The organism is Blastomonas sp. UPD001, assembly GCF_003426715.1.
Taxonomy (GTDB): domain Bacteria; phylum Pseudomonadota; class Alphaproteobacteria; order Sphingomonadales; family Sphingomonadaceae; genus Blastomonas.
The window spans coordinates 2065186-2083667 of the sequence record NZ_QKVT01000001.1 but is presented as its reverse complement, the minus strand read 5'-3'; the positions used below and the strand labels follow the sequence as shown (position 1 = coordinate 2083667).

Genomic DNA, 18482 nt, shown 5'->3' with positions numbered 1-18482 from the left:
CGTCTTGCCTTGTGGTTCTAGAACACGTTGAGAATGGTTTGCATGGTGTCGCGCGCGACCTGGATCACGCGCGCCGACGCTTCATAGGCCTGTTGCAGCCGGATCAGATCGGCGGCTTCGCGGTCGAGATCGACCCCCGACATCGCATCGCGGCGGCGGCGTGCGCCTTCGTCGAGCGCGGTCGCCGCATCGGATTCGCTGCGCACCGAAGCGAGGCTGGTGGCAAAGCCCGCCATGAAATTGTTCCACTGCGTCTCGACACCGGCGGTGGTGCGCAGCGCCGGCAGGGTCAGCAGATTGCCGTTGGGGGTGCCATCGGCCCCCGCAATCGCGAGCATGTTGATGTCGCGCGTCGTCACCGCGAGCGTCGAGACGTCGCCCGGCATGGTCAGCAACGGCGCACCGACCGCGCCGCCGAGCGTGCGGCCCTGGGCCTGCCAGCCATTGATATCGCTGACGAACTGCTGCGCCAGTGCGGTCAGATCGTTGAGCCGTCCCTGCGCGGTCGCGCCTGCGCGGCTCAGCCCTGCCAGCGACCCTTCGCTGGGCACGGCGACGGCGATGCCATCGACCTGCAGCGCCAGGCTGCCATCGGCATTGGTCGATGTGGTGACCGTGGCAGCGAAATTCACGCCCGCAAGCTGCTGCCCGCCATAGCTGATCGATGCGGTGCCATTGGGGGCCAGGCTGATCGTCGCGTTGAGCTTTTCGGTGATCGTCGCGAGCATCGCATCGCGCGCATCGAGCAGGCCCGCATGCGCATCGGTGCCTTCCTTGGTGCGGGTGATGTCGAGATTGATCTTGTTGAGGTTCTCGAGCGCGGCGTTGAGCGTGTTGGCTTCCTGCGTCGCACCCTGGCTGACCTGCTGCGCGGTCAGCGTCATGTTGCTGCTCGTGCGGCGAAAGGCGTCGACCACGGCATCGATCTCGCTGAGCAGGGTGAGCTTGAGCGAGTTGTCGAACGGCGCGGCCGCGACTTCCTCGGCGCGGCTGAAAAAGGTGTTCAGCCGCGTGCCGACATTCGATCCGGCATTGTCGAGATTGGTCTCGAGCCGCTCCATCCAGGTGAGCTGGGTTTCGGCGCGGATGCGCGCGGCCCCCGACTGGCGGACCTGCGCCTCGATGAACTCGTCGGACGCGCGCACGGTCTGCGCGATGCGCACCCCATTGAGGCCGGTCTGCGACAGATAGGCGGGGTTGAGCGAGCCCGAGACCGTGGCGTCGCTCATCTGCACGCTTCGGCGGACATAATCGGGATTCTCGGCATTGGCGATGTTGTGCGACACCGCCTCCATCGAGCGCGAAAACGCCCGCAGGCCCGACCGGCCGATGTTGAGAAGGTTGCTCACGGCTTATCGATCCCGAACTGCTTGAGCACCATGTCGGCGATGCCGAAGCTCTGCTTGCCGGCCATGTCCTCGGCGACGCGTGCGTCCATCAGGTCGCGAAACTGGTCGGTGGCGGTCGATCCGAGCAGCGTGTCGCCATCGGTGGCGCTGCGCATCGCGCCGATCATCTGGCGCAGGAAGATCGCCTCGAACGACTGCGCCGCCTTGCGCAGCTCGGCGGTCTCGGCATCGCTCTTGCCGGGCGCGGCACCTTGCGCGCCGCCGGCGGCGGATGCAGCGGCCCGGGCCTGCCGGTCGAGCGGCAGCGCGGTGCCGGCGCGCGCGAGCGGAAACGCCATCGAGGCGGGCATGACCGTCACAGGATCACCAGCTCCGCCTTGAGCGAGCCGGACTGCTTCAAGGCTTCCAGGATCGCGGCGAGATCGCTCGGCGAGGCTCCGATGGCATTGATGGTTTCGACAATCTCGGACAAGTTGGCACCTCGCTTGATCTCGAATGCAGGGTTGGCCTCTTCTTCGATCGCCACCTGGCTGCGCTGTTCGACCGCGGTCTGGCCCTGGCTGAACGGCGCGGGCTGGACGACGGTGGGCGCTTCCTGGACCTTCACGGTCAGCTTGCCATGGCTCACTGCCGCGGGCCCGATACGCACCGCGCCATTGATAACGACCGTACCCGTGCGCGCGTTAACAATTACTTTCGCTGGGGCCTCGGCAGGGGTGACCGAGATATTCTCGATCCGGGACATCATCTGCACCCGCTCCTGCGCAGTGACGGGCGCGGCGATCCGCACCGAGACCGCGTCATTGGCGACGGCGAGCGCATAGCCGAACTGGCTGTTGATCGCATCGGCCACGCGCATCGCGGTGGTGAGGTCGGCATCGGCGAGGTTGAACATGAGGTAAGGGCTCTGGTCGAACCCGGTATCGACCGCGCGCTCGACCGTCGCGCCGCCCGCAATCCGGCCCACCGAGGGAATGTTGACGACGGTGCTCGATCCGTCGGCGCCGCTGACGCCCAGACCGCCCACGGCCAGGTTGCCCTGCGCCATCGCATAGATCTGCCCATCGGCGCCGAGCAGCGGCATCATGATCAGCGTGCCGCCGCGCAGCGACTTGGCGCGGCCGAGCGCGGAGACGGTGACGTCGAGCCGCTGGCCGGGCTTGGCCATGGCGGGAAGTTCGGCCGTGACGAGCACTGCAGCGGCGTTCTTGGTGGCGGGGTTGATGCCCGGCGGCAGTGTCAGGCCGAACCGGTTGGTCACCCCGCGCATGCCGACGGTCGCATATTCGAGCGCGTCGTCGCCGGTGCCGGCAAGCCCCACGACGATGCCATAGCCGGTCAGCTGGTTGGCACGCAGACCCTGGAAGCCGCCCAGATCCTTGATCCGTTCGGCATGCGCCGGCTGCATCGCAGCGAGCAGCGCGAGCATCAGCGCGGCGACCAGGCGAAGGGTTGAGGAAAGGGTCATGTCAAAGGCCTTCAGAACGGACTGATGATTTCGAAGAAGCGCTGCAACCAGCCCTTCTGGCTGGCGCGCGCGATCTCCCCGGTGCCGCCATAGACGATCTGCGCATTGGCGACGCGCGAGGAGGGAATGACATTGTCCGCGCCGATGTCGATCTGGCGCACGATGCCGCTGAAGCGGATATGCTCGGCGCCGCGGTTGAGGCTCATCAGCTTCTCGCCGCGCACCAGCATGGTGCCGTTGGGATAGACCTCGGCAATGGTGACCGTGATCTGGCCCTGCAGCGAGTTGGACTGCTGCGCGGTGCCCTGGCCCTGGAAGCTGGTATTGCCGCCCGCCGAAACATCGGACGGGTTGAAGAAGCTCAGCGGGCCGGTGGTGGGCGGGGTCAGGCCGATGCTGCCGGTGCGATCGGTATTCGCGCCGTTCGACTTGACCGCCTGGGTGCGCTCGACGAGCGCGATGGTCAGCACATCGCCGACCATCGCGGCGCGCGCGCCGTTGGTCAGCGCCGAATAGCCGTTGCTCGCCTGGAAGATCGCGCCATTGGGAACGGCCGGCGCCGGGCGCGGCATCGACAGCGTCGGCGCATAATCCGGATCGGGCTGGATCGGCTGCTTCTTCTTCTTCGCATCGGCGGGGGTAGAGGCGCACAGGGCCGCCGTGATCGCGACCGCTATCCAGGCCCGTTTGTCCCGAGCGAAGTCGAGGGACGTCGCACCACCGTTATCCAAGGTCCCTCGACGGCGCTCGGGACAAAAGGATGTGGAGTCAATTGTCATGAACTAGACCCCTCAACCCATCTGCTGGTTGGCGAACTGGAGCATCTCGTCGGTCGCCTTGATCATCTTGGAATTCACCTCATAGGCGCGCTGGGTCTCGATCATGTCGACCAGTTCCTCGACGATGTTGACGTTCGAACCTTCGAGCGCGCCCTGGCGCAGCGTGCCGCGGCCTTCGAGGCCGGCCTGGCCGACGATCGGCGCGCCGCTGGCGGCGGTCTCGCCGAGCAGGTTGGCGCCCAGCGACTTGAGGCCTGCGGGATTGACGAAGCTGGCGAGTTCGATCTGACCCAGCTCGTTGGCTTCGGCCTGGCCGTCGATCGTCGCCGAGACGGTGCCGTCCTTGCCGATGGTGATGCTGGTCACGCCCTGGGGCACCTGGATATTGGGCACCAGCGGCAGGCCTTCGGGCGTCACCACCTGGCCTTCGGCGGTCAGGTTGAAATTGCCTGCGCGGGTATAGGCGTTGGTGCCATCGGGCATCTGCACCTGGAAATAGCCCGCGCCCTCGATCATCAGGTCGAGCGAATTCTCGGTGATCTGCGCGCTGCCCTGCGTATCGATCCGGCTGGTGCTGGTCAGCTTGACCCCGGTGCCGACCGAAAGTCCGGTGGCGAACTGGTTCTGCGCATCGGCGCGCGCGCCCGCGGCGATCTGCTGCTGATAGGCAAGCGTCTCGAAATTGGCGCGGTCGCGCTTGAAACCGGTGGTGTTCACGTTCGCCAGGTTGTTGGCGATGACGCGCATCTTGGTGTTCTGCGCGTCCAGCCCGGTGCGGGCGACCTGAAGGGCTCCGTTGCTCATTGCATTCTACTCCGTTTCGCGCGCTCAGCCGGGCATCCGCATGATGGATGCGCCGCCATCGTCCATTTCCTGCGCCGTGGTCAGCATCTTGACCTGGGTTTCCCAGGCGCGGCTGGCTTCGATCATGTCGACCAGCGCCTGGGTCATGTTCACGTTCGATCCCTCGAGCGCGCCGGTGGTCACCGTCGCGTCGGGATCCTCGGGCAACGCACCGTCCCCGGGCACGCGGAACAGGCCGTCGAGGCCCTTCTTGATCTCGCTGCCCTGCGGGCTGACCAGCTTGAGCTTGCCGACTTCCACCGGCGGCTGGTTGGCATCGCCGCCCCTCGGCACGATCGAGATGGTGCCATTGCCGGAAATGCTGATCTTGTCGGCCGGCGGAAGCGTGATCGGACCGCCCTGGCCGAGCACCGGAAAGCCGTCGCCGGTGGTCAGCAGCCCGCTTTCATTGACCATCAGGTCGCCGCGCCGCGTATAGGCCTCGGCGCCGTCCATCGCCTGCACGCCGAGCAGCGCATCGCCGTTGAGCGCGATGTCGAGCTCTCCGCCGGTGGTCTCCACCGTGCCGCCATGCATGTCCGCGCCCACCACCGCCTCGCTGGTCGAGGCGCGGCTGGCGAGGCCATCGCCCTGCACATAAAGCGCGCGGGCGTTGACGATCTCGGCCCGAAAGCCGGTCGTGTCGGCATTCGCCATGTTGTTGGCGATCGCCGTCTGGCGATTCATGATGCCCTGCATGGCCTTCAGGTTGATGTGGATCATCTTGTCCATGTCAGGGCACCATTATCCTTGCGTCATTATCCGTCGGTCAGGCCGTCATCAGACCTGCAGGTTGACGATGGTCTGGGTCAGCGTGTTCGCGGTTTCGAGCGCCTGGGCGTTCGCCTGGAAGTTGCGCTGTGCCGCGATCAGCGACACCAGCTCTTCGGTCAGGTCGATATTCGCCGCTTCGAGCGTTCCCGAACGCACGGTGCCGAGCGGGCCGTTGCCCGCCTGGTTGATCAGCGGGGTGCCCGACACGCCGGTCGACTGCCAGTGGGCGTCGCCGATCGGGCGAAGCCCCTCGGCGGCGGCAAAGCTCGCCATCGCGACCGCGCCGATCCGGGTCTGGGTGCCGTTGGAGAAGGTGGCGCTGACCACGCCCTCGTCGCTGATCGTGATGTTCGAGAGCACCGCATTGGGATCGGCCGGGTCGTTCTGCGGCAGCACGAAGTCGAACAGGTCGGCCTGGTTGGTCGAGGTCACGCGGCCATTGGCATCGACCGGCAGCATCTGCACGCGGTTGCCGATATTGTCGACGACCTCGCGGTTGACGTTGACGAAGAAATTGCCGTTGCGGGTGAAGCTCTGCGCCTGGCGGGGCGAGGAGCCCTCGACGATGAAGAAGCCGTCGCCCGCGATCGCGAGGTCGAGCGTGCGGTCGGTCGAGTTGAGCGAGCCTTGCGTGAACTGCTGGACGATGCCGGTCAGGCGGACGCCCTGACCCGCCACCGACTTGGTGCTCTGCGTCGGGGCCGAGGCGAACAGGTCACCGAAGGTGGCCTTGCTCTTCTTGAAGCCGGTCGAGCTCGAGTTGGCGATGTTGTTCGAGACGGTCGCAAGATCGGTCTGCGCTGCCTTGAGGCCGCTGAGTGAGGTGATGAAGGACATTTGGGCTTACTCCTCGGTGAAACTTGATCGATACGGGTTGGTGGGTCGGGCAGCTCAGGAGATGCGTCTGGCGCTGCTGGCGGAAAACGAACCGGCGGGGGTCACCAGCAGGGCATCGGCGCCCGTGCTGCTGGATTCGACCGCCGTCACCGGCAGCCAGGTCGAAACGGTGGAGGCGGAGGCACCCTTGAGGCGCACCTTGAGCGGGCCGATATTGGCAGGGTTGCCATTGTCGTCCTCGCTCACGAGCTGGAACGGGACGCGGCCCGCCTGCAGATTGCCCATCTCCTGGGTGTGGACGACATTGCCCGCGCCATCGAGCCATTCGAGCGAGACGTTGCTCGCCGGATTGGCGAGGTTGAACTCGCCGGCATAGCGTCCCTGCGCATCGGCATAGGCGGTATCGCCATCCTGCAGCACCGAACGGCCGATGAAATTGGCGGCCTCGGCGAGGCGCGAGGTGCCGAACGACCCGGCAATGGCCTTCAGCGACGCGTTCATTTCGGAAATGCCCGCGACCTGGCTGAACTGCGCCATCTGCGCGACCATGTCCTTGTTCTCGACCGGCTTGAACGGGTCCTGGAACTTGAGCTGCGCGGTCATCAGCTTGAGGAACGAGGCCTGGCCCAGCGATTCCTTGCTGTTCGCGCTGGGGACGCTTTCGGTCTTCTTCTGGTATTGCGATACGAAGTCGTTGGTGACGGTCGTCATTTGCCCATCCTCACGGTATCGAGGATCAGCGACTTGGCGGTCTGCATCACCTGCACGTTGTTCTGATACTGCCGGGCGGTCTCGAGCATATCGATCAGCTCGGCGGTTTCATCGACGCCCGCGTCCCAGACATAGCCCTCGTCATCGGCCAGCGGGTTGGTGGGGTCGTGCCGCTTGATCGGCTTGATGTCCGACTGGATGACCTTCTCCACCTGCACGGTGGCGACGCCGGGGCGCTCCTCGATGGTCTTGAACACCGGCTTGATCGCGCGATAGGCCTCTTTCTCGCTCGCATAGGTGGTGCGGGCATTGGCGAGGTTCGATGCGGTGGTGTTCAGCCGCGACAATTGAGCCGACATGGCGCGGCCCGAAATGTCGAAGACGCTCATGGGACCGGGCATGGCTTATTCTCCCTTGATCGCGCGGGTCAGCGTCGCGACGCGGCCCTCGAGGAAGGAAAGTGTGGTCGAATAGCCGATGGCGTTTTCGGCAAACAGCGTCTGCTCGGTCGACAGCTCGACGGTGTTGCCGTCCATCGAGGGCTGCAGCGGAATGCGATAGCCGGCATTCTCGCCCAGCGCCGCGTCGAGCGTGTCGCCGCTCTGCACGCGCTGCATGGCCTTGTCGAAATCCAGGTCGCGCGCCTTGTATCCGGGTGTGCCGGCATTGGCGATGTTCGATGCCAGCATCGACAGCCGCTGCGATCGCAGCTGCAGCGCCGTGCCGTGCATTCCGAAAAGCCTGTCTGCCCCCATGGGACCGTTCCTCTTAACCTGTGGCTGCATCTGCCGTCCTAAGCGATGGACAGAATGCGTCGCCCAAGGGAGAAGCAAAGCCTGTGCCAAATGATGGAAGTGCCGCAATTCCGCGGGTTGTGACGCGAAGCCAGGGGGCTGTGCGTCAACGATCCGTGGAGCAGGTGGCAATTTTCTGCCAGCCGGGCGGCAATTTCCTGCCGCCCTGCCGGAGGCAATCGGGGGTTTGAACGGATACGCAATGTCGATTGCCGCCTTTATCGATCCCGTCGCGCTGCTCGGTGTGGTGGGGACCAGCTTTGCCGTCGCCTGGGCGCAGAACGGCACCGCCGCCGCCCTGAGCGGCTTTTCCGCGTTACGCCGCGAGCTGTGGCTGAAGGTGCAGGAACAGGCCGATGAAGGACATCGCGCGGTGCTGCGCATCGAGCATATGGTCGAAAGCCGCGGCATCAGCTGCGCCGACCGGGTGAAGTCGGGCGGGGCCTTCGTCTCTGCCGCTGCCGATGCCTTGGCCAACCATCGGTCGATCGACGGATTTCACGCGGCCATCGTCCGGCTGGCGGCCCAGCGCCGCGCGCGGCTGACCGCGATGGTGCGCTTCTGGGAAAATGTCGCCGATTGCGCGCCCGCCATGGGCATGCTCGGCACCGTGATCGGGCTGATCCTGCTGTTCGGCAATGTCAGTGACGCCGCCTCGATCGGCCGCGCGATGGCGGTCGCGCTGCTCACCACTCTATATGGCCTTGTGCTCGCCAATGTGATCGCAGGCCCCATCGCGCAGCGCCTGGCGCGGATCGCGGGCGAGCAGGTCGGCTGGGAAGAGGACGCCGCGCGGCGCCTGCTCGATATCGGACGGCGCGAATATGCCGACATGGCCGCAGCGCAGAAGCGCCGCGAAGAGGCGGACGCGTTTCCGCCCCGCCCGGTGGAGCATATATGACGCCGGCGCAGCGGACCACGCTGTCGTTCCTTGACCTCGCGCTGATCATGACCGGCGTGATGGCGATGATCGCCAGCGTCGGCGATCGCCATCCCGCGGTGGCCGAGGCGTTTTCCGAGAGTTTCGGTCAGGACAAGGCCGCACGCGCGCAGCAGGTCCGGCTGAAGCTCGCCAGCCTGTTCGAGCCGCAAGAGGCACGGCTGACGGCAAGCGGCAGGCAGGCGCTTGCCGCGCTGGGCGGCAAGAACCGGCAGGCCGAATTCGCGATCGCCGTGCCGGTGGTGGCGGCGACGGGTGCGTCGCGGCTCGATCGCTGGGAGCTGGCGGCGGCGCGCACTGCCGCGATCATGCGCGTTCTGGCCGATCAGGGCGTCACCGACGGCGCGATGCTGCCCGATCTGGCGCGGCCCGGCGGCGGCCCGGCAGCGGCGGACGACAAGGTCCGGATCACCATCCGCGCCGCTGGCGCAGCGAAGCAATAGGTTTCTGGCACGGACCTTGCTGTGATCGGGGCACAGTCATCAAAGGACCGTTCATGCCCGTTCGCAAAGCCTGTATGGCGCTCAGCCTGTTCCTGCCCATGCTCGCCGCTTCGGCCAGTGCCGAGGCGCAGGCGATCCAGGACCTCAACGAGATCGACGTGCTGGTCGCGGCCACCATGGGTGCCGGAATTGGCGAACCCGGCGGCGCGCGCGCTCCGGTCGACCGCCGGCTCAAGCTCAAGGCCTGCCCGGTCGCGCTCGAGGTTACCGGACCCGATCTGGGCGCCGCCGCCGTGCGTTGCCCGACGCTCGGCTGGCGCATCCGTGTGCCGCTCGATCTGGCCGCCGAGCGCGAACAGGCCGTCGCCGCGCGTCCGGGCCAGCCGCGTGCGGCTGCGGGACAGGGCGTCGAAGGCGTCAAGCGCGGCGAGCCCATCCTGCTCACCGTCGACCGGCCGATGTTCTCGCTCTCGCGGGTGATGATCGCCGACAAGGACGGACGCGTGGGCGAGGTCATCCCGGTGCGCGACGAGCCCAAGGGCAAGCCCATCTTCGTCCGCATCGTCGAGCCGGGCCGCGCTACGATCCTGGGTAACTGAGCCATTTACCAACGCGGGCAATATCGCGTTAACCTTTTGTCAAAAAATCGCCTTAAGCAACCGCTGCCAAGGCCGTTAAAGGACGTAAGTCATGCTAGAACGAGGTCTTTATTCCATGTCCCGCATAAACGCCTATGGCAGCCCGATCGTCGGTGCGACCCGCAAGGGCGGCAGCACTGAGAAGACCGTTGGGGCGAGCGCGGCCACGGCTGCGACCGACAACACCCTGCGTGAATCGGTGTCGGTGAGCAGCTTCCTGCAGACCGCATCGGCCTCTGCGCCGATCGACGAGGGCCGCGTCGCCGCGATCCGCGACGCGCTGGCAAATGGCAGCTATGTCATCGACGCGGAGAAGCTTGCCGCCAAGATGATCGAACTCGACCTTGGCGCATCGCTCAACTGATGCAGGGCGAACTGCTTGAGCGCTTTGCGGACACGCAAACCGCGCTGATCGCCGCGCTGGACGCCGGAGACACCGAAGCCATGATCGCGCATACCCGCGATCTGGGCGGAATCACCGATGCCCTGCGCACCCAGGGTGTGCTCCGTGCCGATGCCAGCACGCGCAGCCAGCTCGAAACGCTGATGAAGTACAACGCCGCCGCCGCGCAGCGCCTGCGCTTCCTGCGCGACCATGTCGAACGCCGCGTCGCCGCGATCCAGGGCGAACAGACGGTCGCGACCTATGGAGGCCGCCCGGCCCGCCGCTGATCTTTTCCGCACAAGACCTCATTTCTGGCCCTTCGCCCCTCGTGGGCGGGGGGCTTTTTGTTTGTGAACACATCCGAAGCCCATGGGCTCGATTTCGATCCCGAGGACGCGCTGCTCTGGGCGCGGCAGCGGGGCGCGCGCTCGGGCCGGATCGCCTGGCATTATGTCACCGAGCTGGCCGGCCGCGCGGGCCGCTTGCTCGATTGATCACCGGCGGCATGACGGCGCTGCCGATCCTCTACAGCTTCCGCCGCTGCCCGTTCGCGATGCGCGCGCGCATGGCGCTGCTGGTCAGCGGCCAGACGGTCGAGTTGCGCGAGATCCTGCTGCGCGCGAAGCCGCAGGCGATGCTCGATGCCTCGCCCAAGGGCACGGTGCCGGTGCTGGTGCTGGCCGATGGCCGCGTGATCGACCAGAGCCTCGACATCATGCGCTGGGCGCTGGCGCGGCACGATCCCGAGGGCTGGCTGGGGGGCGACGACGCGGAACTGATCGACACGTTCGACGGACGGTTCAAGCACCATCTCGACCGCTACAAATATCCCTCGCGCCATGACGAGGACCCGCTGGTCCACCGCGCGGCGGGGCTGGAGCATCTGCACTCGCTCGAACAGCGTCTTGCCGCCAGCACCTTCCTGTGCGGACCCGCGCGCACGCTCGCCGATGTCGCGCTCTTCCCCTTCATCCGCCAGTTCGCCGCGACCGATCAGGCGTGGTTTGACGCACAGCCGCTGCCGCATGTTCAGTCCTGGCTGGCCGGCCTGATCGCTTCCGACCTGTTCGACCGCGCGATGCTGCGCCTTCCTCCGTGGCAGCCGGGCGATCCGCCGGTGACGTTTGCCACCGGTTAACCGGCCTGTGCTAGCCCGGCCTGCGATGCTCTCCCGCTTCCTGCCCTATCGCCTGCAGACGCGCCTCGACAACTGGCGGCACGATCGCGCGTGCCGCCCGGTGCTCGAAACCGCGCCGATCCGCCCGCAGCACGATGGGCTGGTCATCTTCTCGATGATGGGCACGGCGGTGCTGCTGCCCTATCTGGTCGCGGTCAAATCCTTCTGGGGGCAGCTGCGCCGCGGTCGCGTGGTCATCCTGTCCGACGGCACGCTGACCACCGAGGATCGCGCGGTGCTCGCCTGGCATTGCGGCGACCCAGAGATCATCGACATTGCCGATGTCGACCATGCCGGATTTCCAGCGGGCGGTGCGTGGGAGCGGTTCCTGTCGATCCTCGACCGCCGGGCCGACGATTATGTCATCCAGCTCGACAGCGACACGGTGACCCTGGGGCCTCCCGATGTCGTGGCCGATGCCATTGCCGCCAATCGCAGCTTCACCCTGCTGGGCGGGCCCGAATGGGATATCGGCGTCAAGGCGTGCAGCGCGTTCGTTCCGCCGCCGCCCAACGGCCCTTCCGACGCGCGGCATATCCAGTCGCGGATGGAGCGCGCGCTCGGCCAGATCGAGGGGGCCGGGCAGCGCGGCTATATCCGCGGCTGTGCGGGCTTTGCCGGCTTCGCGCGCGGCGGCGACGGGCGCGCGACCGCCCGCTTCTTCCATGACGCGATGGCGCGGCTGCTCGGCCACGACGCCATGGCCGAATGGGGCAGCGAGCAGGTCACCTCGAGCTTCGTCGTCGCCAACGATCCCGACCCGGTGCTGCTGCCCTATCGCCAGTACGGCAATTATTGGGCCGAGCCCTGGGATGCCGATTGCCGCTTCATGCATTTTGTTGGCGCGCACCGCCATGACGGCACCGCCTATCGCGATGCGACGCGCTCTGCACTGGCGCAGATGGATCGCTGAGCGGCCGTCCTTTGCCCGACAGCACTGGACAGAACAGCCCCGCATCCCGATAGCGGCACCATGGCCACCGCACCCGCCCCGTTGACGACATCGCCGCGCGCGCCGCTGCTCGCCTTCGTCGCCTGCGCCGGCGGGATGTTGTTCTTCGGGGCGATGGACAGCGCGATGAAGGCGGTGACGATCGATATCGGCGTGATCGCGGCTTTGTTCTGGCGCTGCGTGATCGGCTCGGTGCTCGCGGGCGCATTGTTCTGGTGGAAGGGCAACCGGCGGCTGCCGCGCGGGGCGGCGCTGCGGCTGCACCTGCTGCGCGGCACGGTGGTCGCAGGCATGGCGGTGCTGTTCTTCTGGGGTCTCGCGCGCACGCCGATGGCCGAGACCGTGGCCATCACCTTCATCGCGCCGATCATCGCGCTGTTTCTCGCTGCCGTGCTGCTCAAGGAACGGATCGGGCGTGGCGCGGTGCTCGCCTCGGTGCTGGGCTTTGGCGGCGTGCTGGTGATCGCAGCCGGCAGGCTCGGCTGGCTGGGCGGCGAGGCGGTCGATGCCCAGGGCGAGGCCGGGTGGCAGGGGATCGCCGCGATCATGGCGTCCGCGGTGCTCTATGCCTGGAACCTGATCCTGCAGCGGCAGCAGGCGCAGATCGCCAGCCCGCAGGAGATCGTGCTGGTGCAGAATGTCATCATGGGCTTCTGGATCGGGCTCGCCATGCCCTTTGCCGGCGCGATGCCGGGCGATGCCGCCATGGCCGCGCCGATCGGCTGGGGGCTGCTGACCCTGGCGGCGCTGCTCGCGATCCTGTCGCTCTCGCTCCTGTCCTGGGCCTATGCGCGCGCCGAGGCGCAGGCGCTGGTGCCGCTCGAATATTCGATGTTCATCTGGGGCGCGCTGTTCGGCTGGCTGATCTTCAACGAGACGATCGGATGGACGACGCTGGCGGGTGCGGCGCTGATCGTCACCGGCTGCTGGCAGGTCGCGCGGCGACAGGCCGGCTGACGGCCCGCCGCAACCACGCGCAGTTCGCGCTTTCCCCGCCGCGTCCATCAGGCTAGGCAGAAGCGGGGACGATCTTCCATAATTGCAGACAGGGTACGGGCGCAGGGCATGACACGGATTTTGCTGGGGGTGGCAGGCATTGCGCTGATCCTGTCGATCGCATTGCTGCTCTCGAACAATCGCCGCGCCATCCGGCTGCGCGTGGTCGGCGCGGCCTTCGCGCTGCAGGCCGGTATCGCGGTGCTGGTGCTCTATGTTCCCGCCGGACGCACCGCCATCCAGGCGATGTCGCGCGGCGTTTCCAACCTGCTCGGCTATGCGCAGGCGGGCACCAATTTCATCTTCGGACCGCTCGCCAGCCCCGATGTCGGCGGCAACAGCTTTGCCATCGCGGCGCTGCCGGTGATCATCTTCTTTTCGGCGCTGGTGTCGATCCTCTATTATCTCGGCATCATGCAACGCGTGATCCAGTGGGTCGGCGGCGGCATCGAGAAGCTGATCGGCATCTCCAAGGTCGAAAGCCTGTGCGCCGCGGCGAACATCTTCGTCGGGCAGAGCGAATCGCCGCTGGTGATCCGCCCCTATCTCGCCGCGTTGAAGCCCGCGCAGCTGTTCACGGTGATGAGCGTGGGCATGGCGGGTGTCGCGGGCACGATCCTCGCCGCCTATGCCGCGATGGGCATCCGCATCGACTATCTGCTCGCCGCCGCGTTCATGTCCGCGCCGGGCGGCATCCTGATGGCGAAGATCATCATGCCCGACGATCCCGCCGATATCAGCCATGAAGCGGTGATGCCGCTCGATGTCGAGTATGAGGACGAGCGTCCTGCCAATGTCATCATGGCCGCCGCCATGGGCGCGCAGACCGGCGTCAAGCTCGCGGTTGCGGTCGGCGCGATGGTGCTGGCCTTCGTCGCGCTGGTCGCGCTCGCCAACGGCATTCTCGGCGGCATCGGCGGCTGGTTCGGCCAGGGCGCCCTGTCGTTCCAGCAGGTGGTGGGCTATGTCTTCGCGCCGGTCATGTACCTGATCGGCGTGCCCTGGGACGAGGCGCTGCGCGCAGGCGGGCTGTTCGGCACCAAGATCGTGCTCAACGAATTCGTTGCGTTCATCGAGCTCAGCCAGCCCGATTCGGGCCTGTCGCCGCGCACCATCGCGATCATCACGTTCGCGCTCTGCGGTTTCGCCAATTTCTCGTCGATCGCCATCCAGATGGCGGTGACCGGCGGCCTCGCGCCCAGCCAGCGCCCGATGATCGCGCGGCTGGGGCTCAAGGCGCTCGCCGCCGGCAGCCTCGCCAACCTGATGAGCGCCGCGCTGGCCGGGCTGCTGATCACGGTGTGACGGGGTGCGCGGCCCGGCGATCCGCGCGGGGCTGCGATACGGGGCGGAAGCCTTTGCGCTCGGATTTTTCCTCGGCACGCTGCGGATTATGGTGATCGCCCCGGCAACGGGCACGTTGGTGGCGGTGCTGATAGAAATCCCGGTGATGCTGTCAGCGATGGGATGGCGCGCGCGGCGGATCATAACCGCGCGAGCAGCAATGGCATCGATCAGTGCGCGCGCGGCCATGGGGCCACCGGGTTCACGCTGCTGATGACTTGCGAATTTGTGCTGGGGTTGGCGCTCGGAACATCGCCACGGCATTGGCTGGCGGACCTGACCAGCCCCCCGGGGGCTGCGGGGCTGGCAGGTCAGATCGTGTTCGGGTGTCTGCCGCTTCTGGTCGGCCGCCGAATGGTCAGGGCTGGGTGAACGATGGCGGGTCCGAGGCGTCCATCGATTCCTCGATCGCTTCGTCCAGATCGTCTTCGGTGATATCGTCCTTGTCGACATCGGGCTCGGTCGGCTTGTCGGACTCGCTCTCGTCCTGATCGTTCAGGCTCGATGTCTTGGCACCGGCGCGCTGCGCGGTTTCTTCGGTGCAATCGACGGGATCGGTCGGCTGGGGGGGCTGGCTCTCGGTCATGGGGGAACTCTCCTTGTGCCGGGACTACGCCGGGGCGCGCAAGCCGGTTCCGCGAGACGGGACCAGCCGATCAGGCGATTCCGGCGCGCTTGAGCTCGGGCCCCAGCCGCCCGGTCAGCCACAGCGCCCACATGCGGAAATCCGCCGCGAGGGACCAGAGCGGATAGGTGAAGGTGGCGGGACGGTTGCGCTCGATCCGCCAATGGCTGATCCAGGCGAAGAAATAGCCCGCGACCGGCATCATCGCGAACAGCAGGAAATTGCCGGTGAGCAGCGCCGCGAGCGCGAGCAGCACGACCAGCGAGGTGCCCGTATAATGCCAGGCGCGAGTCAGCGCCCGGCTGTGTTCGCGCAGGTAGAAGGGCCAGAATTCGGCAAAGCTGGTATAACGCTGCATCTCGATTGTCTCCCGCGGCCATGATAGCCATAGAACATGTCCGCGATCCAGACCGACCTTCTCTTCGTCTACGGCACGCTGCGCCAGGGCAGTAGCCACGCCAATGCGGCGCGGCTGGCGCGCGAGAGCGCGTGGCTGGGCACCGGCACGCTGACGGGCACGCTTTACCGCGTCAGCTGGCACCCGGCGCTGGTGCTGGAGGGCGACGACAGCATCACCGGCGACCTGCTGCGCCTCGCCGATCCTGCCGCCAGCCTGCCCTGGCTTGACGCGTTCGAAAGCTGCGGCCCCGACGACCCGCTCCCGCACGACTATCGCCGCGAGATCGCGACCGTCCTGACGGCAGGCGGCGCGGTGAAGGCGATGGTCTATGTCTGGAACCTGCCGACAGGCGGGCTGGAACGGATGCCGGGCGGCGACTGGCTGGCGATTGCGCCATGATCGAGGTGCGCATTCTGGGAAGCGACGAGACGCGGGTGCTCGCGCAGGTGGCGGACGACGTGTTCGACAATCCGGTCGATCCCCAGCAAGCCGCAGCCTTTCTCGCCGATCCGCGCCACCATCTCGCGGTAGCGATCGACGCCGGGCAGGTGGTCGGCTTTGCCTCGGGTGTCGACTATCTCCACCCCGACAAGCCGCCCGAATTATGGATCAACGAGGTCGGCGTGGCGCCGAGCCATCAGGGGCGGGGCCTGGGCAAGAGGCTGATGGCCTGCCTGCTCGCGCATGGCGAAACGCTCGGCTGCGCCAGCGCCTGGGTGCTGACCGAGCAGGGCAATCGCCCGGCGCGCGCGCTGTACGAGGCAGCGGGCGGCGTGCGCGAGCCCGACGACAGCGATGCCGACGGGCAGGTGGTGCTTTACGCCTTTGGCAGCGTTTCCGATGCCGACAGTGCCGGATCAGCCTGACGCATCGGGCTTGCTCGCCGGGGGAGCGATCGCACCATCGTTGGCGATGCCCGCCACCATGCCGTCGAGCGTGCTGCCGTTGAGGCCGAGTTCCTTCATCAGCCCGTCGATGATCGGGGCCTGCGCGCGATAGCTGAGCGCGGCGGCGACGGCGTCATTGGCGAGATTGCCGCTGCTGCCGACATTCGCGGCTCCGCCCGACCCGCCTGACTGGCCGAGCCCGTCGACCTTGACGATCTTGATCGAATCGATCGCTTCGAGCGGCTTGGACGCCTCGCGGATCACCTCGGGCAGTACTTTCAGCAGCGCGAGCTTGGTCTGCAGCGAGATCTGGTCGGACGAGAGCAGGTTCGCCGCCTCGTTGACCGCGCGCTGGCCTGCCGCCTCGACCTCGAAGCGGACGCGCGCGGCTTCGGCGCGCAGCTTTTCGGCTTCGGATTCGCCCTCGGCCTCGAGCCGCACCGCCTCGGCGCGGTTGGCCGCGGCGGCCTTTTCGGCCTCGGCCTCGACCTTGACGCGGATCGCGTCGCGCTCGGCCTGCTTGGCCGCCTCGATCAGCTCGATGCGCTTCGAACGGTCGGCGATCTCGGTCTCGCGCGCGGTCGCCACCTGTTCCTCGGCAGCAACAGCGGTCGCGCGCGCGGCATCGGCCTCGGCCTTGGCCTGGCTTTCCTCGCGGCTCTTGTTCTGGATGGCGATCTGCTGTTCCTGCCGGGCGATCTCGATCGCCTGCTGCTGCGCGATGCGCGCCTGCTGCACCGCGCGGTCGGCCTCGATCTGCTGGCTGTCGACCAGCTTCTTCGCCTCGATCCGCGCCGCTTCGGCCTCCTGGTTGCGCAGCGCCTGTTCGCGCGCGACCTCGGCCGCCTGTTCGGCACGGCGCATCTCGATCTCGCGCTCCTGCTCGAGCCGCGCGAACTCGTTGTCGCGCGAGATTTCGAGCGAGCGCTTGTCGGCCTCGAGATTCTTGGTCTCGATCTGGACGCGGGTATCCTGCTCGATATCGTTGCGCGCCTTCTTGCGCAGCTCGATCTGCTCGGTCAGCTTGGTCAGACCCTCGGCGTCGAAGGCGTTGTTGGCGTTGAAATGCTCGATGCTGGTCTGGTCGAGCCCGGTGAGCGACACCGATTCGAGCTCGAGCCCGTTCATCGCCAGATCGGCGGACGAGACCTGCTGGACCTTCTGCACGAAATCGCTGCGCTGTTCGTGCAGCTGGTTCATTGTCATGCCGGCGGCGACCGAGCGCAGCGCATCGACGAACTTGCCCTCGACCAGATCCTTCAGCGCCTCGGGCTGCATCGTGCGCAGGCCGAGCGTCTGCGCCGCCATGGCGAGCGCGCCCGCATCGGGCCGCACGCGCACGTAGAATTCGGCCTTCACGTCGATCCGCAACCGGTCGAGCGTGATCAGTGCATCGGTATTCTTGCGCTCCACCGCCAGCCGCACGGTGTTCATGTTCACCGGCATCGTCTCGTGCAGCACCGGCAGCACCAGCGCGCCGCCGTTCATCACCACCTTCTCGCCGCCAAAGCCGGTGCGGACGAAGGCGATCTCCTTGGTCGCGCGCTTGTACAGCCGGGTGATGATGAGGCCGACAATGAGCAGAAACGCGAACACCGTGCCCGCGAGCATGGCGATGGTAACGACCCCGCTGGGGATGATGTCGGTCATGGGGGCTCCTTGCAGGTGCAGAATCGAACGATGGACGCGAGGCTAATCGCTGGCCCGGAAGGTTGCGAGGACAATCGGAACAATTCTGACGCTGATTTGGGTGTCTGCATCCCCCGTCCGCTCAGCCTGAGCTTGTCGAAGGCCTCGCGCCCCAGCATCCCGGATCATGCCGTTTTCAGGCGAAAGCCGGATCCCAGAAGCCGCATGGCTTCATCTCCGCTCGGGATTCCGGCGTTCGCCGGAAAGCGCTGGAATCCTGGGGACCGGCAGCGCGGGTCCTTCGACAGGCTCAGGACGAGCGGAGGTGGTCAGGGAACCGGCCTTCTGCCGCTGCGTCTCACAATCCCGGCAGAAAATGCCCGCCGCGGCTGATTGCGCGGAAGACCTCGCCCTCGCGGCGCACCAGCAGGATTTCCTCGCTCTCGTGCAGTATCTGATCGGCGTTGTCCGGTTCGACCATCACAAAATGCGGGTGCCCGTGTACGTCGGT

General features: G+C 66.8%; 27 protein-coding genes. 13 read left to right on the top strand and 14 right to left on the bottom strand.

The annotated features are described in order from the left end of the window. Positions 1 to 17: 17 nt before the first annotated feature. Genes flgK through flgB form a run of 10 tightly spaced genes read right to left on the bottom strand, consistent with a single transcriptional unit; the run spans position 18 to position 7516 of the window. Positions 18 to 1349, bottom strand: a complete 1332-nt coding sequence (gene flgK / locus DM995_RS10590; protein ID WP_116969403.1) for a flagellar hook-associated protein FlgK — start codon at positions 1347 to 1349, stop codon at positions 18 to 20. Next, positions 1346 to 1687: a rod-binding protein gene (locus DM995_RS10585; RefSeq protein ID WP_116970421.1), complete on the bottom strand. Its 342-nt coding sequence runs from the start codon at positions 1685 to 1687 to the stop codon at positions 1346 to 1348. The genes flgK and DM995_RS10585 overlap by 4 nt, the downstream gene beginning before the upstream one ends. Before the next feature lie 17 nt (positions 1688 to 1704). Continuing rightward, entirely contained in the window at positions 1705 to 2817 is a 1113-nt protein-coding gene (locus tag DM995_RS10580) for a flagellar basal body P-ring protein FlgI (protein ID WP_023838675.1), read from the bottom strand. Positions 2818 to 2828: 11 nt separating this feature from the next. Then, on the bottom strand, positions 2829 to 3596 hold the full coding sequence (locus DM995_RS10575; RefSeq protein WP_116969402.1) for a flagellar basal body L-ring protein FlgH: 768 nt from the start codon (positions 3594 to 3596) through the stop codon (positions 2829 to 2831). A 12-nt stretch (positions 3597 to 3608) separates the two neighbouring features. Next, positions 3609 to 4400, bottom strand: a complete 792-nt coding sequence (gene flgG / locus DM995_RS10570; protein ID WP_023838677.1) for a flagellar basal-body rod protein FlgG — start codon at positions 4398 to 4400, stop codon at positions 3609 to 3611. Positions 4401 to 4424: 24 nt separating this feature from the next. Then, positions 4425 to 5171, bottom strand: a complete 747-nt coding sequence (locus tag DM995_RS10565; RefSeq protein ID WP_116969401.1) for a flagellar basal body rod protein FlgF — start codon at positions 5169 to 5171, stop codon at positions 4425 to 4427. Between the two features lie 48 nt (positions 5172 to 5219). Beyond that, a complete protein-coding gene (locus tag DM995_RS10560; protein WP_023838679.1) occupies positions 5220 to 6050 on the bottom strand; it encodes a flagellar hook-basal body complex protein in 831 nt (276 codons plus the stop codon). Between the two features lie 54 nt (positions 6051 to 6104). After that, positions 6105 to 6761, bottom strand: coding sequence for a flagellar hook assembly protein FlgD (locus DM995_RS10555; RefSeq protein WP_116969400.1), 657 nt, complete (start codon positions 6759 to 6761; stop codon positions 6105 to 6107). After that, positions 6758 to 7162 (bottom strand): flagellar basal body rod protein FlgC, encoded by a 405-nt coding sequence (flgC, locus tag DM995_RS10550; protein WP_232824305.1) that lies wholly within the window; start codon positions 7160 to 7162, stop codon positions 6758 to 6760. Before flgC ends, DM995_RS10555 begins: the two co-directional genes overlap by 4 nt. 3 nt (positions 7163 to 7165) lie before the next feature. Beyond that, on the bottom strand, positions 7166 to 7516 hold the full coding sequence (gene flgB, locus DM995_RS10545; RefSeq protein ID WP_023838682.1) for a flagellar basal body rod protein FlgB: 351 nt from the start codon (positions 7514 to 7516) through the stop codon (positions 7166 to 7168). Positions 7517 to 7757: 241 nt separating this feature from the next. On the opposite strand from flgB, the gene DM995_RS10540 reads away from it, so the two are divergent. The 11 genes from DM995_RS10540 to DM995_RS21255 all read left to right on the top strand — a co-directional run bounded on the left by DM995_RS10540 (position 7758) and on the right by DM995_RS21255 (position 14644). Next, the gene (locus DM995_RS10540; protein WP_116969398.1) at positions 7758 to 8456 is read left to right on the top strand and encodes a MotA/TolQ/ExbB proton channel family protein; all 699 of its coding nucleotides are present in this window, start codon (positions 7758 to 7760) and stop codon (positions 8454 to 8456) included. After that, positions 8453 to 8938, top strand: coding sequence for an OmpA family protein (locus tag DM995_RS10535; RefSeq protein WP_116969397.1), 486 nt, complete (start codon positions 8453 to 8455; stop codon positions 8936 to 8938). The genes DM995_RS10540 and DM995_RS10535 overlap by 4 nt, the downstream gene beginning before the upstream one ends. Before the next feature lie 53 nt (positions 8939 to 8991). Next, on the top strand, positions 8992 to 9537 hold the full coding sequence (locus tag DM995_RS10530) for a flagellar protein (protein WP_232824303.1): 546 nt from the start codon (positions 8992 to 8994) through the stop codon (positions 9535 to 9537). A 115-nt stretch (positions 9538 to 9652) separates the two neighbouring features. Further along, positions 9653 to 9940 (top strand): flagellar biosynthesis anti-sigma factor FlgM, encoded by a 288-nt coding sequence (gene flgM, locus DM995_RS10525; protein ID WP_023838686.1) that lies wholly within the window; start codon positions 9653 to 9655, stop codon positions 9938 to 9940. Beyond that, positions 9940 to 10248 (top strand): hypothetical protein, encoded by a 309-nt coding sequence (locus DM995_RS10520; protein WP_023838687.1) that lies wholly within the window; start codon positions 9940 to 9942, stop codon positions 10246 to 10248. The genes flgM and DM995_RS10520 overlap by 1 nt, the downstream gene beginning before the upstream one ends. A 63-nt stretch (positions 10249 to 10311) precedes the next feature. Beyond that, complete coding sequence (locus tag DM995_RS10515) at positions 10312 to 10455, top strand: DUF815 domain-containing protein (RefSeq protein WP_502696586.1); 144 nt, start codon at positions 10312 to 10314, stop codon at positions 10453 to 10455. An 11-nt stretch (positions 10456 to 10466) separates the two neighbouring features. Beyond that, positions 10467 to 11099 carry a glutathione S-transferase gene (locus DM995_RS10510; protein WP_116970419.1) on the top strand — a complete coding sequence of 211 codons (633 nt, stop codon included), beginning with the start codon at positions 10467 to 10469 and terminating at the stop codon, positions 11097 to 11099. A gap of 25 nt (positions 11100 to 11124) precedes the next feature. Further along, positions 11125 to 12051 carry a Rossmann-fold NAD(P)-binding domain-containing protein gene (locus tag DM995_RS10505; protein WP_116969395.1) on the top strand — a complete coding sequence of 309 codons (927 nt, stop codon included), beginning with the start codon at positions 11125 to 11127 and terminating at the stop codon, positions 12049 to 12051. Between the two features lie 60 nt (positions 12052 to 12111). Continuing rightward, positions 12112 to 13047, top strand: a complete 936-nt coding sequence (locus DM995_RS10500) for a DMT family transporter (RefSeq protein WP_116969394.1) — start codon at positions 12112 to 12114, stop codon at positions 13045 to 13047. Between the two features lie 108 nt (positions 13048 to 13155). Continuing rightward, a complete protein-coding gene (locus DM995_RS10495; RefSeq protein ID WP_116969393.1) occupies positions 13156 to 14391 on the top strand; it encodes a NupC/NupG family nucleoside CNT transporter in 1236 nt (411 codons plus the stop codon). Positions 14392 to 14395: 4 nt separating this feature from the next. Next, positions 14396 to 14644: a hypothetical protein gene (locus DM995_RS21255; RefSeq protein WP_157973161.1), complete on the top strand. Its 249-nt coding sequence runs from the start codon at positions 14396 to 14398 to the stop codon at positions 14642 to 14644. 144 nt (positions 14645 to 14788) lie between these two features. Here DM995_RS21255 and DM995_RS10485 read toward each other — a convergent pair whose 3' ends face one another. Continuing rightward, on the bottom strand, positions 14789 to 15016 hold the full coding sequence (locus DM995_RS10485) for a hypothetical protein (protein WP_116969391.1): 228 nt from the start codon (positions 15014 to 15016) through the stop codon (positions 14789 to 14791). Between the two features lie 70 nt (positions 15017 to 15086). Continuing rightward, on the bottom strand, positions 15087 to 15413 hold the full coding sequence (locus DM995_RS10480; protein WP_116969390.1) for an Mpo1-like protein: 327 nt from the start codon (positions 15411 to 15413) through the stop codon (positions 15087 to 15089). 36 nt (positions 15414 to 15449) lie between these two features. On the opposite strand from DM995_RS10480, the gene DM995_RS10475 reads away from it, so the two are divergent. Continuing rightward, complete coding sequence (locus DM995_RS10475) at positions 15450 to 15854, top strand: gamma-glutamylcyclotransferase family protein (protein WP_116969389.1); 405 nt, start codon at positions 15450 to 15452, stop codon at positions 15852 to 15854. Continuing rightward, positions 15851 to 16321 carry a GNAT family N-acetyltransferase gene (locus DM995_RS10470; RefSeq protein ID WP_116969388.1) on the top strand — a complete coding sequence of 157 codons (471 nt, stop codon included), beginning with the start codon at positions 15851 to 15853 and terminating at the stop codon, positions 16319 to 16321. The genes DM995_RS10475 and DM995_RS10470 overlap by 4 nt, the downstream gene beginning before the upstream one ends. Here the strand turns inward: DM995_RS10470 and DM995_RS10465 are convergent. Further along, complete coding sequence (locus tag DM995_RS10465) at positions 16313 to 17953, bottom strand: flotillin family protein (protein ID WP_034516682.1); 1641 nt, start codon at positions 17951 to 17953, stop codon at positions 16313 to 16315. The two genes, DM995_RS10470 and DM995_RS10465, sit on opposite strands and share 9 nt — an antisense overlap. Before the next feature lie 376 nt (positions 17954 to 18329). Beyond that, on the bottom strand, positions 18330 to 18482 hold a 153-nt coding region (locus DM995_RS22300; protein WP_232824498.1), incomplete at its 5' end, for an OB-fold-containig protein.

What these genes read in the sequence shown, in the direction of transcription:
- flgG (WP_023838677.1), bottom strand. Translation starts at nt 4,400, where the DNA reads ATGAGCAACGGAGCCCTTCAGGTCGCCCGCACCGGGCTGGACGCGCAG.
- DM995_RS10575 (WP_116969402.1), bottom strand. Translation starts at nt 3,596, where the DNA reads ATGACAATTGACTCCACATCCTTTTGTCCCGAGCGCCGTCGAGGGACC.
- DM995_RS10500 (WP_116969394.1), top strand. Translation starts at nt 12,112, where the DNA reads ATGGCCACCGCACCCGCCCCGTTGACGACATCGCCGCGCGCGCCGCTG.
- DM995_RS10535 (WP_116969397.1), top strand. Translation starts at nt 8,453, where the DNA reads ATGACGCCGGCGCAGCGGACCACGCTGTCGTTCCTTGACCTCGCGCTG.
- flgM (WP_023838686.1), top strand. Translation starts at nt 9,653, where the DNA reads ATGTCCCGCATAAACGCCTATGGCAGCCCGATCGTCGGTGCGACCCGC.
- flgB (WP_023838682.1), bottom strand. Translation starts at nt 7,516, where the DNA reads ATGGGGGCAGACAGGCTTTTCGGAATGCACGGCACGGCGCTGCAGCTG.
- DM995_RS10520 (WP_023838687.1), top strand. Translation starts at nt 9,940, where the DNA reads ATGCAGGGCGAACTGCTTGAGCGCTTTGCGGACACGCAAACCGCGCTG.
- DM995_RS10475 (WP_116969389.1), top strand. Translation starts at nt 15,450, where the DNA reads ATGTCCGCGATCCAGACCGACCTTCTCTTCGTCTACGGCACGCTGCGC.
- flgC (WP_232824305.1), bottom strand. Translation starts at nt 7,162, where the DNA reads ATGCCCGGTCCCATGAGCGTCTTCGACATTTCGGGCCGCGCCATGTCG.
- DM995_RS10470 (WP_116969388.1), top strand. Translation starts at nt 15,851, where the DNA reads ATGATCGAGGTGCGCATTCTGGGAAGCGACGAGACGCGGGTGCTCGCG.
- DM995_RS10495 (WP_116969393.1), top strand. Translation starts at nt 13,156, where the DNA reads ATGACACGGATTTTGCTGGGGGTGGCAGGCATTGCGCTGATCCTGTCG.
- DM995_RS10555 (WP_116969400.1), bottom strand. Translation starts at nt 6,761, where the DNA reads ATGACGACCGTCACCAACGACTTCGTATCGCAATACCAGAAGAAGACC.
- DM995_RS10485 (WP_116969391.1), bottom strand. Translation starts at nt 15,016, where the DNA reads ATGACCGAGAGCCAGCCCCCCCAGCCGACCGATCCCGTCGATTGCACC.
- DM995_RS10540 (WP_116969398.1), top strand. Translation starts at nt 7,758, where the DNA reads ATGTCGATTGCCGCCTTTATCGATCCCGTCGCGCTGCTCGGTGTGGTG.
- DM995_RS10510 (WP_116970419.1), top strand. Translation starts at nt 10,467, where the DNA reads ATGACGGCGCTGCCGATCCTCTACAGCTTCCGCCGCTGCCCGTTCGCG.
- DM995_RS10530 (WP_232824303.1), top strand. Translation starts at nt 8,992, where the DNA reads ATGCCCGTTCGCAAAGCCTGTATGGCGCTCAGCCTGTTCCTGCCCATG.
- DM995_RS10565 (WP_116969401.1), bottom strand. Translation starts at nt 5,171, where the DNA reads ATGGACAAGATGATCCACATCAACCTGAAGGCCATGCAGGGCATCATG.
- DM995_RS10585 (WP_116970421.1), bottom strand. Translation starts at nt 1,687, where the DNA reads ATGGCGTTTCCGCTCGCGCGCGCCGGCACCGCGCTGCCGCTCGACCGG.
- DM995_RS10580 (WP_023838675.1), bottom strand. Translation starts at nt 2,817, where the DNA reads ATGACCCTTTCCTCAACCCTTCGCCTGGTCGCCGCGCTGATGCTCGCG.
- DM995_RS10505 (WP_116969395.1), top strand. Translation starts at nt 11,125, where the DNA reads ATGCTCTCCCGCTTCCTGCCCTATCGCCTGCAGACGCGCCTCGACAAC.
- DM995_RS10560 (WP_023838679.1), bottom strand. Translation starts at nt 6,050, where the DNA reads ATGTCCTTCATCACCTCACTCAGCGGCCTCAAGGCAGCGCAGACCGAT.
- DM995_RS10465 (WP_034516682.1), bottom strand. Translation starts at nt 17,953, where the DNA reads ATGCTCGCGGGCACGGTGTTCGCGTTTCTGCTCATTGTCGGCCTCATC.
- DM995_RS10480 (WP_116969390.1), bottom strand. Translation starts at nt 15,413, where the DNA reads ATGCAGCGTTATACCAGCTTTGCCGAATTCTGGCCCTTCTACCTGCGC.